Here is a 14,294-nt window from a genome sequence, read left to right on the forward strand (position 1 = left end):
TGCGGCGGCGCATCACATGCCGCGAATGGCAAAGATCACCGAGGTCACGGGTGACATTCAATCGGATCGCCCTCACGCCTCCTTCTGCGACGATACGGGCTTGGAGATCCTTGCCGACTGTCTGGGCGTCAGTACTGAAATCACCCGGCTGCACTCCCCGCTATGGTCACCCGATGCGAGAATGCTCAATCTCTTCGGGACGGCCGTACCTCGGGATTTTCTACAATTTTCGTACAGGCGCTTTTCCCCAAAGGCATTGGCGATGTCCGCGCATCATCGTGGCCTATGGCAAGTCCGCCAATTGCCGATTTGCACCGAAACATGGGAGTATCTTGAAGAGCACTGTCCGAACCCGTCCTGCCGTCGCCGTCAGATCTGGCGACGCACGGCAGGCATTGACCTATGTGATTATTGCGCAGAACCACTTGCGCGGGCTCAGGCAATACCAGTGCCCGAAAACCTGCGTGAATGCCTCGGGATGCTCGTCGGCTTGATACACCATGACCCGGACAGGCGACGAATCGCCCGGTCTCATCTGCCACCTGGTTTGGCCGAGTTGAACGGTGGACATCTGCTCGAACTCGCTTGCACGCTCGCTCCAGTCGTCGACCGGCGGGTGAGTTCCTTGTTCGGCGACAGATCGCTTTGTATCGACAGCGCTCGGAACCATGTCGTTCCGGCCCTTGCAGCGACATGGCCCTTTCTAGCTGGCTGGCCCGGCGCGATCGAGCAGCATGTCGCCGAAAAGCTTAACGTCGGTGGTCGCGAGAAAGGTGGGAGTACCCGCAAAGCATTTTATCAGGTGCTGTGCGATCGCGACGATCCGCGACTATCGCCTGTCGTCCAGAAGCTTCTTTCCCAACTCGTTGAGCGATGCCGGGCTGCACGCTCAAATGGCGTTACCATCGCGGAAATGACGAAATTGACCGGTGCGGACCGGCCAACCCTTTTCGAAATGCGCAAGGCGGGCAAGCTGCCTTCGTTCCTGGCGCTTGACGGGATCAGGTTGCAGGTTCTCGTCGATCGAGAAGCGGTGGCGCCAATGCTCACCCGCAAAAAGCCTCGCCTGCGTTTAGTTCATGCCGCCGAGATGCTCGGTACGCCGACGTACGCTATCCGCGAATTGGCTCATCTCGGCTTGGTAGCAGTTGCATCCGTACCGCCGGGCCGTGGAGACTCTCAGCAGCTTGCCGTGTGCCGAGACAGTTTGGAGGCTTTCCACGGCAAGTTGTCTCGCCGTTTAAGCCCGTCAAAAGGGGGGTATCCAATTAGGCTTACAGAGGCGATGCGGGGGATTGGCGGGTATTCAAAGCCTTGGGCGAGAGTGCTTGAAGCGATTGCGGAGGGCGACTTGGCGGCAAGCGCAGTTGACGGGGACGCACCTTTGGCAGATCGTATAACAATAAGATCGGAGGCGATACTCTCACTCGAATGTTTCCAGCCTACCGAAGGCATGGATTGGAGCGCCTGCATGGTAACAAAATCCGATCTTGCTGAAATCATGAACATCAGTCCCCCGCACTTTAGTCGGCATTCGGAGTTCCTCCTTGGGCCAGGCCCCGCTTTTCGGGAGATAACTATGGATACAGCCCATGAATTAGCCCGAAGGTATATCTGCACGAGTGAGATGAGCCGAAAATTACGTTTGTACCGGCGCGCAGTTGGCAATTTCGCTAGAATTCATGGAGTTAAACCTCAGGCTTCGGGCTTGTTCAGCCGTACTGAGGCCGAACAGCTTATCCCGGGTCTGCTCGTTAGCTGACACCGCGGTAGGAACGACAGCGGCATGATCGTCGCAGTCCTTCGTCGCTTGTCCTGATTTTCGCGACATCTGTGCAAGGAACGGCGCTGTGAAACGTCGATGACGAATGGCGTATATTGCGGGCACTAGATGCTATCTGGGTAATGACGGGAAGCACACGATAGTCGCCAATCGGGGTTGGCAACGGCGTTCTGCGATCATCAAGGGGCTGCCGTCCGAAATCACCTGTTTGTCGCGCATCCGTGATGGCGACAGGGTTTTTCGTCATCGCTAGGGTCGGCGCATCTTCCAAGAGCTAGTCGGCAATGCTGGCTTTGGCCGCAAACACTTCTTTGGCTGCAAACAAGCCGTTGAGTGCGGCAGGGAACCCGGCATAGACTGCCATCTGCATGAGGATCTCCGTGACCTCATCGCGTGTAAGCCCGACGTTCAATCCCGCCTCAATGTGCACTTTCAGCTGTGGGGCTGCGCGTCGTCGCGCTCGACGTAACCGACGCCGCCAGCATCGCCCGCGCCGTAGAGGAAGCAGGACCGATCGACGCCCTCGTCAACAATGCCGGTGCCGGACTCATGGGCGCGCTGGAAGGCGTGTCGATCGACGCGATGCGCCAGCTCTTCGAGCTGAACACGTTCGGCACCATGGCGATGACGCAAGCCGTTCTGCCAGGCTTTCGTACGCAAGGGTCGGGCGTGATCGTCAACGTTTCGTCGGCCGTAACGCTCAAGCCATTGCCGATGCTGTCCGCCTACACCGCCAGCAAGGCGGCTGTAGAGGCGTTCAGCGAAAACCTCACCCTTGAGGTAGAGCCGTTCGGCGTCCGCGTGCGGCTAGTCATTCCCGGCCGCGCTCCGGAAACGTCGTTTAGCGCGACCGCCCGCGCCCGTTCGCAGAACGGCATTCCCGAAGCCTATGCCGCATGGGCCAAGCAAGTGTTTTCCGCAGCGCCACAGCAACCCGCCGAAGTCACCGTTAAGGCTGATGTGGCGGAAGCGATCTGGCAGGCCGTTACCGATGCGTCCTCACCGTTTCGCATCCCTGCCGGTACTGATGCTGTGACGCTTGCTGCAAAGGTCGCGTAACGGCTGGTCCTTTCCCTCGTTGGCCGGATTGTTCCATGCGATCCGGCCCTTTCGAAAGGGAACCTTAAATGGGAATCCTGGTCTTGGCCGGCGCTCGCCCGCGCCATCTTCTTCAACCGCCTCGGCGAATTGCGAGACCGCACATTCGAGAACCAGCGCCATCGTGCCTCCGGGCTGACCCTTCTCACGGCAGCCGTCACCCTCTGGAACACGGTCTATCTCGACCGCGCCGTCCGGCATCTGCGCGCCAGCGGTGTCGAGGTGCCGGACGAACTGCTCGCCCATGTCGCGCCGCTGGGCTGGGAGCACATCGGCCTTACCGGCGACTATTTGTGGAGCGAGATGGACAAACTCCGGGAATGCTTCAGGCCGCTACGCCTCCAACGGACAACCCGCGACGCTTAGCGTACGTTTCCGAACATCCTCTAACCGGTCCCCAACGGGATGCGGCTCGGCGAACCGGTCGAACTGGAAGTACGCATCGCACACAGTGGCAGGAGCTTCAGGCTGACCGCTTCAGCGCTTGCGCGATCGCCGCTTAGCCGATTTGCGCTTGATCGATGGCTTGGATCTAGTTGCCTGCTTCGGTTTGGCCGCGGTCTTCAGCAGGCGTTTGATCTCCGGCGCGACGTGATCGCGCAGCACTTCACTAGCCCATTCCGTGCGGTCCTCCCGGTAGCCACGCACGGTGCGGAGCGCGATCATCAGCCGGTGGAGCAGCGGCAGTGAGCCTTCCTCCAGAACGGCAGCGACGAAATCCTCCGCCCCCTCCCAAGGACGCGACAGCATCTCCGCCATCGCCTGCGTCGTGGCCTCGATCGCGCCCTGTTCGGTGCACAGCACGCGACCATGGTCGCCGAGATCATGCTCAAGATGGCCGAGGCCGCGCTCGTTCGCCCGCAATAGCGGAAACGGGCACTGCCCTACCTCGAACAGGATCTTCGCGTCGATACGATCGGCATCGTCACCGACTCGTGCGGTAGGCAGCTGCGCCAGCTGCCCGAGGATCATCCAGCCGGTGACGTCGCCCATCATCTGACTGCGCTCCGACCCCATGTTGATCGGCTCGCCTCGAACATTACCGAACCGGTCCGACACCCATGCCTTGCCGCGCTCGATTTTGAGGTGGACGATTTCGCCATCGGGCGTCGCGAACGCGATCAGCCGGTCTTCGACCAGCTCTTCCCGCGGTTTGATCGAGAACAGTCCGTGGACAATGCCCTCGCTAAACCGGCCGGTCGTCTCGGCCAAAGTGCGAATTGCTTGCGCACCGACCAGGTCGCCGAGATAGACACCTTCTAGCCGGCGACCGAGCCATTCGCCTGCCGCCTTCGCATCGGCAGCGCCGCGCGCTTCCAGGATGGCCGCCGCGGCGTCCGCAAGTTCCACCATGAACACCGCCGGGACAGTCGGCAGCACGACGTCCTCGCGGCCTTGGCGATACACACGGACATGTCCTGCCGCACGCAGTCCTGCCAGCCGTTCGCGGGACTCAGGCGACAAGGCGTCCTGCCGCACGACGAAGGCGTTGGACTGAGCAATAGCCAAGTCGCCAACGCCCGAATGATTGTCGGCGATTGCGTCGCGTGCAAGCACGCGATAGCCGCGCAGCAGATCGGATTGGCCGGCATAGGTCTCGCGCGTCGTATCTACCAGTCGCAGGCCGAGCGCCGCAGACAAGATCACACCGCTCCGTCCATCGCCGTAGCGGGGATCGCGCGCGACATCATCGTATAGCGCGCGCAACACCCACGGCGCGCGATAGTCCTGGCAATATTCCGCGCCCGGCACGAACCCGATCCGGGCTTCCGCCAGGATCCGCTGGGCCACGCGGAACTCCTCCAGGCCGAGCGTACCGAGCTCGATCTCGGTGCCCAGGGCGCCGATTCCCGTGGTCGCGCGCCCGTTTGTCGTGCGCGTGAGGCCCTCGCGCTGGTCGGCGGTCAGGATAACCTTTAGCTTCGGCCCCACCTCGATGCTCGCCAGTTCGTGTAGATCCGCCGCCATCACGGTGCCGGGCTCGACCCCGTCGATCGCTATTACCAAGCTCGGGCCGGCATCGGCTTGCGACATCCGCCGCATCCATTGGCGCGCGTCGTGTGGTGTCAGCGGCCATTCGAACGCCGCAGCAAACAGGTTGGCGATCGACTGGAACAGGCCCGGGCCGCTCCCGCGCAGCATGAGCACCGCCAGCTCGTCGCTGGCCGCCGTGTCCTGCGCCAGCTCGCGCAGCAGGTTGGTCTTGCCCGCCGCCGGCGGGCCATCGATCAACGTGAAGAGCGTGCCCGTCTTCAGCGCGGCCGCGGCCTGCGCGGTCGCGATGCGTGGGAACAGGAAATCGCGCGCAACCGGCCGCCCGCTCGCGCCCGGCGGATCGGTCAGGTCGCCGAGCAACCGCGCGGTGCAGCTCCGCATGGCGCTCGGCCAGAGATCGAGGTCACGGCCCAGCAGCGCCTCGATCGCCCAGCGCATGTCTGCCGCTGCAATCTTAGCCGTGTTGGCCAGCAGCTTCTGCACCTTAGCGCCTGCGTCAGAGTCGGGCTTCCACTCCGCGCCGGTATTGGCTTCGTAGCATCGGGTGTCGTTGCCGTTGCTGACAATCACCAACGGTGGGCGCGGGGTGAGCATGTTTGCATAGCTTTGCGCCTGCTCGTAATCCTGGCGCGTGATCGCGACGGTGTCGCGCTTGATCTCAAGTACGGCTAGCGGCCGATCGTCGTGGAACAGCAAAATGTCAGCGCGGCCGGTCTTGTGCCATAGTGCTGCACTGTCCAAGTCACGGGTCTCGTGTCCAAGACGCACGGTAAAATGTCGCTGCAGCACGATCGCATCGTCGGCGATGTTGGGGAACGCCTCCGCGAGTGCCCGCGTGATCCGAGCTTCGAGTTCAGCCTCGTTCCTCGCCTTGGGCGACTTCGCTGCGGTGCTGGCGGCGGGCTTGGGCGGGATGGACCGCTTGGCAGCTCCGGTCTTCGTCTTTATGGCTTGTTTGTTCATAGCATCGTCTTACCTGAACGACCCTCATCGCCGCCATATCCATCGAGGCGGCGACGTAACCAAGCGCAAAGCTGTTGGCCGCCCGTTCCATGACGACGGCTGCCCTGATCTCATCGCGAGCGCTTTCAGGAACAGTGCAAAGTTCTTTGAACGGTCGATTAGGGCGCGCTGCGGCCTGACCGCTCAGCGGAACGAAAACGGCAGGTTCTGAGAGGAGCGGCCATTCACGCCCGGATCGGGGAACGGCATAAGTCGGTCGAACGCTTCCGCAACCCCACGTCGTAAAACACACGATAGTCGCCGATCGAGGTTGGCGACAGCATTTTGCGATGATCTAGAGGCTACCGTCCGAAAATATCTGTTTGTCGTGCATCTGCTAGCCACGGCGGGTCGCCCCCCTCAAATAGGACCTAGATTCAATAATCTCCTTCTGACGTTTTTGTCGCGAAAGAGATCCCTTTTGCCGCTTGCTAGCAAATGAGAAACCACATGCCACAACCCCTTTGCGACGTCTCAATTAAAGGAGAGTTGTTCTTCTCAGCAGGCGTTCTTCGAGGCTCTCCGTTCGCAGGCGACGTTGCCTATGTAATCGCTCTTTGGGCGCATACTGATGGTGACATCGCGTCTATTCTCAGCCGTATGCTAAAAGCGGATATCGCAGTTGGTACCGCCATGTATCTGGCGCTAGTTAGTTCGGGCAGTCAGAAGTCGGCTCTTAAGGCCGCTGCAAAGGCCGCGCTGCCTGAATGGCAAGAAATCTTGCTGCGGGTAATCTTGAGCGTCACGGACCCGCTGCGTACGGAACGCAACCAATTCGCACACTGGGTTTGGGGCCATTGCACGGAAGTTCCGGATGCCCTTCTGCTCACGCACCCCAAAACAATTGTCGAGCACAACGCCAGTTTCAGACAGCGGGTGCTCGAACTGCCGGACAGAAGAGGCGTGATCAGACCAATGCCTATCGATGACACGAAAATCATGGTCTACCGCAAAGCAGATTTTGATTACGCGATTCAAACCGCCGAACGCGCGCGAGATCTCTATCGTCTCTTATACGCCAGCATTGCCGATCCAATGGTCCCGGGCCCACGCGAACAATTACTCGGCGACAGAGAGGTACGCGCTAAGGCAGACCGCCTCTCTAAGGCTGCCGCGGAGGAAACTAGGGCACTTCTGCTCGTCTAGGATGAAGCGGCTCGAAAGACCGGCATGATGCGCGTTGAGCCCCTGGACATGGACGAGCCGCACTCGGTGGCATGGAACAGACCTGTAGATATCAGCGCTAATTGGCACGGTTCTGTCAGCGATAAATGGCACGTAATCACGGGCTAGCTCCCTGTATCGAGGGCGCCAGCCCGTGATTCCTCCGCTTGTCCGGTCGTGCGCTCGCGCGAAGCAGGAGCAGGAGCAGGAGCAGGCTTGCGTCTGCCTTAGGCCCCGCCCACACCAGATTGCGGTAGTTCGTTTGCACCTAACGATGCGTTTTTGATCGACTTGAGGGATTGATCCGGATGAAGGATGCTATTTTTCAAACTAGATGCTAGTTCAGCTTACATCGTACCTGAGACTGAGGCCAGTATCGTGGCGTATGCCGTCTATCTTGAAGTTGACCCCGATACGTCGAATAAGTTCGATTGGCTGAGCGACGTTATCGCAAAAATAGATCCGTCAATTTCCATTCCTAGGCGTTTCGGACATTCTCACCATCTTACAATTGGTGTATATAAAAACATAGACTTAGATAAAATAACTGAAGCTCTAGCCTATTCATTATCTCTCTTTTCAGCTATAGATATTATTATACCAAGTATAGGATGCTTCCCTGGGACAAGTTCGGTCTTATTTGCAGCGCCGTTGCCCACGAAAGCAATGATAGAATTCCATGAGTTGTATCATGGTCTAGTCGGCACGCAACACGGTAGCTTGCCTCATTACTGTCCAGGGACTTGGTTCCCTCACATTACGATCGCCTCGGGTATGACAAGTCGCCAGGTCGGCGATGCGTTATCCATGATAGCTGAGGATTGGCACCCGATCGAAGGATCGTTAAATACCGCTAAGGTGGTCAGTCTTACGCCTACCGAAGTTATGTGGTCCAACGGCTTTCGTTGCGATGTGCAAAGCTAGGTGCAGATTACTTATTTGTTTTGATAGTTATATTCGAGAGCAATAAATCGTTTTGGTGGCTTATCGTTATTATCACATGTAGATCGACAAACCGATTAACTCGATGGCTTCAATCTCGCCTAATATCCGCACAGAGTCGCGCGCAATTCCTCCAGTTTCAGCAAGATACTTGGCGAGGCGCTCGCCATTGATATCGTCGAGCGCTGGTTGAAACATATCTAACACCCGCGTGCCCATTGCGTTCACCTCTGCCAACGACGCTAAGGAGCGGCGGTCAATTAGGCTGCTTAGGCCGTCCAGATCAGCGAACTGCTCAAGTGCCCTAGACGAAAACAAAGGTGTGCCGGCGTCTGCGGAGGCGCAAATCAAGATCGTTCGGATTGCCCAAAATAGCCGGCGCTTTGCCTCGTCACTTTTGTTCCAATCTCGCTCCATAAAGAATCGTAAAATCAACGCAGCTATCCTGGCATCATCGCGATATGAGTGCTTCGGGCGATACGCAGCTTTCAGCCGGCAAAGAAAGCTGTCGGGATCCAAGAGGCCGATGCCTTCGAAGGCAACGTGATAGGCGAATAGGCTTCCTTCGCACGCCTGCTGCTCAAGCCACCCTTTAGAATATCGATGAACGCTGATACCGTTCAGCTCGACTGGTGAAACGATGCCTTGGCCGTCGGATGCAGATATTAGATCAACATCGGAGCCAGCACGTGAATCACCACGAGCTCGACTTCCGTATAGTATTAGAGAATCTGCCATCTAACGTGCTCTAGATAGTTTTGAAATAACAGTAGCAAAAAATACTGAGTATATTGCTATAGAAATGAGAACGTGAACGTTTTGTATTGTGGCTAAGTCACTTCCTACAGCTTCGCCTTGGTTAGTAAATCCCACTAGAAAGGTGATATCAAAGCTTTTCTGAAAAGGGTGGCCAGTAAATTTCAAAGACGGGAAATAGCTGTAAATACTTCCAAATAGTAGAAAACAGGCGCCCAGCGCGATGCATGGTCGGCCGGCGGATTCGCCCCACCCATTAAGCCAGCCAAATGCGCGCATGATTGCATAATTAATGATATGCAAGGCAAGTTTCAAAACCGACGTGATCTTATTTAATGGTGGCTCCGTGTAGATCTCAAAGATATCCTGCGACATTCGCTCAGTAGACCTCCGAAGCTCATGAAGTTTCACGGTGTTATAGTATGTTCTTTCGTCGCCCACCGACTGATGGCTTATCATGACCGTACGAAGGAAGTGTGCCCTAGTTCCTTTCAGTCTAAACCACTGATTGAGACGATGCTTAATCGTCTTATCCTTCGGATTTCGACTGCTGACTGAAGCATTAATAAGATCATCTGGATTACTAATATAGGTTTTGTTTAGATCGATCCTGCTAGATATGCCAATGTTATGCCATTTACATTCTCGAAAATCACACCCGCTAAAGGCCGTCAGTGAGAGCGAGGAATCGGAAAAGTTGCACTTGCGGAAATGTGCGTCTTGCCATTTCGAGTATGCAAAGTCACAGTTTATAAAGTTACATTCATCAAACATAACCAAAGGGGTCGGTGAAAACATTCCTTGGAAATCGCAATTCTTAAACGTCTTTCCCTTTACTGTGTAGGTATCTCCTGGAGATATCTGGCTGTTCAAACTTGATCCTGAGATAAAACGGTTAGCTGGCCCCGCATCGCGGGTAGCGTTCCAATCATAGGGGGCTTTATCAATTTCCAAAGCGGGAGAGTATATCGGTTCCCACCAACAGACCGCCCGACGATGCCCAATGTGGACGGACGGTGCGGCGTCATTGCCGCCTGACACCGAAATCATATTATTGCGAATAATCGCGGGTGTGTTTTTCGTAGGCCAGATCCACATCGCGATCTCTTACCATGCCCGGTTATGTACGATAACGATTTTTGCTCCGCTCGGCTTGCCACCGCGGCAAAGACGTCGTTGAAGAGCGCTCGGTCGCGAACGTTTCTGCGACGTCGAAGAACGACGACTACGGCATCTCATCGATTTGCTAATTAGAATAGTCTGATCGGTAGCTTCTATCCGGATCGGACGTTTTTAGGACCCACGTGTAAGCCTCGGCCTGGTCGATTGCCGCCTGTCGGCAAACACATGATAGGCGACACCCCGGCGCCCGCTTTTGCTAAACCCTAGACCCTCTCAGTTCATAAAAGTCGACAAACCCTGTCGCTTTGATAGTTTGTTCGGAAACATGCGTTTGAGGGTTTGTCGTACATGCTGGTCGGATACATGCGGGTGTCGTCGGTCGACGATCGCCAAACGGTCGATCTCCAGCGCGATGCGCTAGTCGCAGCTGGCGTCGATCATCGTCATCTCCATACCGACAAAGCATCAGGCGCGCGCGACGATCGGCCGGGGTTGAAAGACTGTCTCGACTATCTGAACGCGGGTGACACGCTGATCGTGTGGAAGCTCGACCGCCTCGGGCGCTCGCTGCCGCATCTGCTTACGATCGTCACAGACCTTAAAGTGCGGGGCATCGCGTTCCGGTCGCTGACTGAGCAGATGGATACGACCACGCCGCACGGCGAATTGCTGTTCTCGCTGTTTGGCGCCTTGGCGCAATATGAACGGGCGTTGACACGCGAGCGGGTAATGGCAGGACTGGCCGCAGCCAAACGCCGAGGACGCCAAGGTGGCCGACCGCCGATGATCGAGGCCGAAACGCTCGAACGGATTACTGCCGCGTTGGAGGGAGGGGCCAGCAAGGCGTCAGTCTGCCGAAGCTTCAAGGTGCCGCGCTCGACCTTGCTCGGCACGCTTGCGCGGATCGGCTGGACCGCGCCGGTCAAGATTTAACTGAACGTAGCGACCCTACCGTTACAGCCGCCAGAACCGGGGCAACTTCGTCTTAAATCTTCGAGCTCCGGCCCAACGGTGATCGTCGATCAGTACAGATGTTGAATACGGCTCAGGCGACTTCCGAGCAATGCCTCAGCTGGCGTCCAGAGAGGTCGCGTCAACTATGGCTTGGAACTGGCTCATAATTTCAGGATGCCTTGAAGTGATATAGCTTGCGACTTTGTCGTTGCCGATCAACCGTTTCAAGTAGCGCGACGACAGCACGAGTTCGAGGACGTCGTCGCCGAAATTGGAGTCCCGAGCACGGAAATCGGCATTGAGCGTTTCGAGTTCACGTTCCATCCGCGCCATCTGTTCCGGCGTGACGCCAAGTATCTTCTTCGGCTGATCGGGTTTGGCGAGATCGCACTGGCGGGTCGCGGCCAAGATCGCTCGAGCGTAGCTGGCGGTGAAGTTGTTCATCGCCGCCATCATCTCGGCCGCGGCAAACTGCTTCTCCGGCTTCAGCTTGCGGAGGATGTCGAAGACGACCGCGTTGACGTGCTTGTCCTTGAGTATCTCGACGGTATCGGAGGATATTCTGTCGAGCATGGTCCGTCGGCGGGCTACCAGCGTTTCGTCCATGCCCAGCGCCGCCGCGATCATGGCGGCCGGTACGCCGCGATCAAGGGCACGCGTGATCATGTAATGCTCCTGCACCGTAGCCAGACGATTCACCCGCTTGTTGTAGGTGAAGGCTTCGTCGTCGTCAGCGACGATGCACGGAGCCGACTCCACGGACGCTTCGCGGAGCGCATGCAGACGAAGATGGCCATCGAGCAGCATGTGCCGTCCGTTCTTATCGGCGACCGTGACGGCCAGTGGCTCGACGATGCCGATCTCACGCACCGATGTCGCGATGCGGACATAGCGCTTCGACTCGACTATGCGGACCGTCATGGGGCGGACCGGCAGGATCGCGTCAAGACGAAGGTCCAACACCTCGCGAGCGAACGATATCCGGATCGGATCTGTCACGTCGGGTCCCCGGCGATGCCAAGGCGCTGAGCGACAGGATGAGGGAGGCTGGCCAGCCCTTCGGCTCGAAGAAGCGTGACAAAATGCTCGTCCGCCAGCAGCTTGCCCATCGCGCCGACGATGAACGTGAGACGTCCTTCCGTTAGCGTTGCCTTCTTCACCAGAAGCCGCTGGCGCTCGACCTCCTTTTGGTAGGCGCGGACGAGCGCAGCGGCGGTTGTGGGCTGGCTGCGTTTCGGTCCGCTTCGAACGGACTTGATGCCTTTGCCGATCAGGTTCCGCTGATCGACGATCCTCCGGATCGCGAGAACCTGAGCGCCCGGTAGCGACCCCGCTTCGTACGCCTCCGTAAGGGCCCGCTGCACCTGCGCGTCGTCGGCACGGGCGATCTCGGCGGCGATGGTGTGTGGAATGACACCACGTTCAACGGAGTCCAGCAGCCGTTCCTCGCCTTTCTCAAGCAAGAAGTTGATCGTCCAGACGTACTCGGGGCTGAAGCCCACCTTCCGCGCTATCTCCGTATGGCTGTAGCCGCGCTGCCGTAGCACGCCCACTTCGCGGATTAGCTCGAGCGGGGACAGGTTGCGGCGCGCCATGTTCTCGACGAGACTCATTACGTAGCATTCGTCGCGCGTGGCTTCGATGACGATGGCTGGGATCGCGGTCGCGCCCAACTTGACGAATGCCTCCATGCGACCTTGCCCGCAGATTAGTTCGAAGCCCTGGCCGATTGGTGAACGCCTGACCATGATGGGGCGCTTCAGTCCGACCGCGCGTATGCTTTCGACGAGCTCTTCAAAGACCTTCCGGTTGCGTACCCGGGGGTTCAGCACTTCGATCGACGCGATGGAGATGTCGATTATGTCGGGCGTCACAGAGCATACTCCACGGCGTGACGGCGCAGCAGGTGGTACAGCGGCGAGAGGTCTTCGGCGCGATAAGCATCGAGCATGATGCCGTTGTCCTCTCCCATGCCGAAACGCGGCTCGGCACCGAGATCAATCCACGGAAGGAGATAGTGGTCGCGCACCGTCCTGTTGTCCGGCGCAAGGCGAACGATCACTGTGATGTCGGGCCGCAGGCCAGCGTCGAGGCGGACCCGCCAGCGTAGCGATCCAGCGGCGGTCGTCCGGCATCGAGCGATAACGAGCGCGATCGTCACCTCGTGGTTGACGACGAGCAGATCGGTCGTTCCGTCGACCGAGACATGGGCGCCGACCGCCTCGATGCCCAAGACGGTGCTGGCGACCACCTCGGGGTGCATCAGGCGAAGCTGGCGATTGGTCTCGACGTAGCGGAAGTCGCGGTCGGGGGTGTAGCCTATCAGCTGGTATGCCCGCAGCAGGCTGCCGAACCGATGTCTATAGGCAGCCGTTGATGGCATCGACTCGACCTCGTCGATGATCATGCCCGACAGGACGCCTTTGGCGGAGAGCAGGTCCGACAGCATGGTCAGGAGATCGGAATCCGAGAAGCGCCGGGCGCGCTCAGCGAGGATCTTCTGCGCGGCTTCGAACAGCCCCGGATCGACGATCGACTCGAACGCACCGATCCGCCGGATCCACATGTCCGGTGAGTTCACCACGCGCTGCTTCTTCAGTTTAAAGGAGACGCGGTTGTAGACGTTGTTCCCGATGTACTTCTCGTTGCTCAGAATCTGCCTGACGACGGAGCGGGTCCATGACTTGCCCAGATCGGTGACGAAGCCTTCGCCGTTGAGGGCGGTCGCGATCTCGCGCTCCGACCTATGCTCGAGTACGAACCATCGGTATATCCGGCGCACCGTTTCGATCTCGATGTCCGGTCCCGGCACAAGGATGACGCGGTCCGTCTGGAGGCTCTTCCGTTCGCCGGCTGCGAGGAGCGTCTTTGGTTCGTTGCGCTCGTTCACAAGATGTCGACGCAGGCCGTATCCTGCGGGGCCGCCCTGCCGATAGCCCATAGTGATTAGGCGGCACTGCCCCGCGAAGACCTTCGTGGACAGTTCACGGCTATATTCGCCGGCCATCATCCGTTTGACGGTCTTGATTACGTTCGCCTGGAAGCTGCCATCGTTGTCGAACTGCTCCGCGCAGTAGTGGACGTGTATGCCGCGTTCCCGGCAAATGAATTCGTAGTAGGCGCTCTCATCCGCGTCCTGGAAGCGCCCCCAGCGACTGATGTCGTAGACGAGGATCGCGTCGTAGTCGGCCTTGCCGCTCTGCACGTCGTCGATGAGACGTCTGAGCGCATCGCGTCCGGCGATGTTCAGTCCGCTACGACCTTCGTCCGCATAGGTGCGGACAATTTCGATGCCCCGCCTGGCGGCATATGCCGCGATCGCTTCGGCCTGGTTCTCGGTCGAGTACTTTTGGAGGTCGGTCGACATGCGCATGTACTGAGCGGCCCGCACCAGCTTCATGTCCGGAGGTTCTTCCCGCACCGCTTTTCCTGACGCTTGTCACGGGCGTGTCGCTCCCGTGTCCGACTGACGTCTTTC

The 14,294-nt window shown here is 58.4% G+C and carries 12 protein-coding genes and 1 pseudogene; 6 read left to right on the plus strand and 7 right to left on the minus strand.

All coding sequences use genetic code 11. The features are described 5' to 3' along the window. Positions 1-25 precede the first annotated feature (25 nt). The gene (locus tag C8J40_RS13680; RefSeq protein ID WP_347812473.1) at positions 26-1,762 is read left to right on the plus strand and encodes a hypothetical protein; all 1,737 of its coding nucleotides are present in this window, start codon (positions 26-28) and stop codon (positions 1,760-1,762) included. A gap of 295 nt (positions 1,763-2,057) precedes the next feature. On the opposite strand, the gene C8J40_RS13685 is transcribed toward C8J40_RS13680, so the two are convergent. Beyond that, positions 2,058-2,213: a carboxymuconolactone decarboxylase family protein gene (locus C8J40_RS13685; RefSeq protein ID WP_243693383.1), complete on the minus strand. Its 156-nt coding sequence runs from the start codon at positions 2,211-2,213 to the stop codon at positions 2,058-2,060. Between the two features lie 8 nt (positions 2,214-2,221). Here C8J40_RS13685 and C8J40_RS13690 point away from each other — a divergent pair, with 8 nt between their 5' ends. Continuing rightward, a complete protein-coding gene (locus tag C8J40_RS13690; protein ID WP_243693384.1) occupies positions 2,222-2,842 on the plus strand; it encodes an SDR family NAD(P)-dependent oxidoreductase in 621 nt (206 codons plus the stop codon). A gap of 90 nt (positions 2,843-2,932) precedes the next feature. After that, a pseudogene (locus C8J40_RS13695) lies at positions 2,933-3,247 on the plus strand (Tn3 family transposase); the annotation flags it as partial. Positions 3,248-3,358: 111 nt separating this feature from the next. Here C8J40_RS13695 and C8J40_RS13700 read toward each other — a convergent pair. After that, entirely contained in the window at positions 3,359-5,839 is a 2,481-nt protein-coding gene (locus C8J40_RS13700; RefSeq protein ID WP_132897466.1) for a type I restriction enzyme HsdR N-terminal domain-containing protein, read from the minus strand. 489 nt (positions 5,840-6,328) lie between these two features. Between C8J40_RS13700 and C8J40_RS13705 the strand changes: the two genes are divergently transcribed. Both C8J40_RS13705 and C8J40_RS13710 read left to right on the plus strand, forming a co-directional pair. Continuing rightward, the gene (locus C8J40_RS13705; protein ID WP_132897467.1) at positions 6,329-7,024 is read left to right on the plus strand and encodes a hypothetical protein; all 696 of its coding nucleotides are present in this window, start codon (positions 6,329-6,331) and stop codon (positions 7,022-7,024) included. Between the two features lie 333 nt (positions 7,025-7,357). Then, positions 7,358-7,966, plus strand: coding sequence for a 2'-5' RNA ligase family protein (locus tag C8J40_RS13710; RefSeq protein ID WP_132897468.1), 609 nt, complete (start codon positions 7,358-7,360; stop codon positions 7,964-7,966). A gap of 72 nt (positions 7,967-8,038) precedes the next feature. On the opposite strand, the gene C8J40_RS13715 is transcribed toward C8J40_RS13710, so the two are convergent. Together C8J40_RS13715 and C8J40_RS13720 are read right to left on the minus strand one after the other, a co-directional pair. Then, on the minus strand, positions 8,039-8,722 hold the full coding sequence (locus C8J40_RS13715) for a nucleotidyltransferase domain-containing protein (protein ID WP_132897469.1): 684 nt from the start codon (positions 8,720-8,722) through the stop codon (positions 8,039-8,041). After that, positions 8,723-9,838 carry a pentapeptide repeat-containing protein gene (locus C8J40_RS13720; RefSeq protein ID WP_132897470.1) on the minus strand — a complete coding sequence of 372 codons (1,116 nt, stop codon included), beginning with the start codon at positions 9,836-9,838 and terminating at the stop codon, positions 8,723-8,725. A 372-nt stretch (positions 9,839-10,210) separates the two neighbouring features. Here C8J40_RS13720 and C8J40_RS13725 point away from each other — a divergent pair, with 372 nt between their 5' ends. Then, positions 10,211-10,795: a recombinase family protein gene (locus C8J40_RS13725; RefSeq protein ID WP_132897471.1), complete on the plus strand. Its 585-nt coding sequence runs from the start codon at positions 10,211-10,213 to the stop codon at positions 10,793-10,795. Between the two features lie 135 nt (positions 10,796-10,930). Here C8J40_RS13725 and C8J40_RS13730 read toward each other — a convergent pair whose 3' ends face one another. The 3 genes from C8J40_RS13730 to C8J40_RS13740 all read right to left on the minus strand — a co-directional run bounded on the left by C8J40_RS13730 (position 10,931) and on the right by C8J40_RS13740 (position 14,216). Next, positions 10,931-11,737, minus strand: coding sequence for a plasmid partitioning protein RepB C-terminal domain-containing protein (locus C8J40_RS13730; RefSeq protein WP_132897565.1), 807 nt, complete (start codon positions 11,735-11,737; stop codon positions 10,931-10,933). 74 nt (positions 11,738-11,811) lie between these two features. Then, complete coding sequence (locus C8J40_RS13735) at positions 11,812-12,690, minus strand: plasmid partitioning protein RepB C-terminal domain-containing protein (RefSeq protein WP_132897472.1); 879 nt, start codon at positions 12,688-12,690, stop codon at positions 11,812-11,814. After that, a complete protein-coding gene (locus C8J40_RS13740; protein ID WP_243693385.1) occupies positions 12,687-14,216 on the minus strand; it encodes a recombinase family protein in 1,530 nt (509 codons plus the stop codon). The genes C8J40_RS13735 and C8J40_RS13740 overlap by 4 nt, the downstream gene beginning before the upstream one ends. Positions 14,217-14,294: the final 78 nt, after the last annotated feature.

This window comes from Sphingomonas sp. PP-CC-3A-396 (assembly GCF_004343105.1).
Taxonomy (GTDB): Bacteria; Pseudomonadota; Alphaproteobacteria; order Sphingomonadales; family Sphingomonadaceae; genus Sphingomonas.

Excerpts from the sequence above, each read along its gene's own strand:
- C8J40_RS13710 (WP_132897468.1), top strand. The coding sequence starts at position 7,358 with ATGCTATTTTTCAAACTAGATGCTAGTTCAGCTTACATCGTACCTGAG.
- C8J40_RS13725 (WP_132897471.1), top strand. The coding sequence starts at position 10,211 with ATGCTGGTCGGATACATGCGGGTGTCGTCGGTCGACGATCGCCAAACG.
- C8J40_RS13705 (WP_132897467.1), top strand. The coding sequence starts at position 6,329 with ATGCCACAACCCCTTTGCGACGTCTCAATTAAAGGAGAGTTGTTCTTC.
- C8J40_RS13715 (WP_132897469.1), bottom strand. The coding sequence starts at position 8,722 with ATGGCAGATTCTCTAATACTATACGGAAGTCGAGCTCGTGGTGATTCA.
- C8J40_RS13700 (WP_132897466.1), bottom strand. The coding sequence starts at position 5,839 with ATGAACAAACAAGCCATAAAGACGAAGACCGGAGCTGCCAAGCGGTCC.
- C8J40_RS13720 (WP_132897470.1), bottom strand. The coding sequence starts at position 9,838 with ATGTGGATCTGGCCTACGAAAAACACACCCGCGATTATTCGCAATAAT.
- C8J40_RS13730 (WP_132897565.1), bottom strand. The coding sequence starts at position 11,737 with ATGACGGTCCGCATAGTCGAGTCGAAGCGCTATGTCCGCATCGCGACA.
- C8J40_RS13740 (WP_243693385.1), bottom strand. The coding sequence starts at position 14,216 with ATGAAGCTGGTGCGGGCCGCTCAGTACATGCGCATGTCGACCGACCTC.
- C8J40_RS13680 (WP_347812473.1), top strand. The coding sequence starts at position 26 with ATGGCAAAGATCACCGAGGTCACGGGTGACATTCAATCGGATCGCCCT.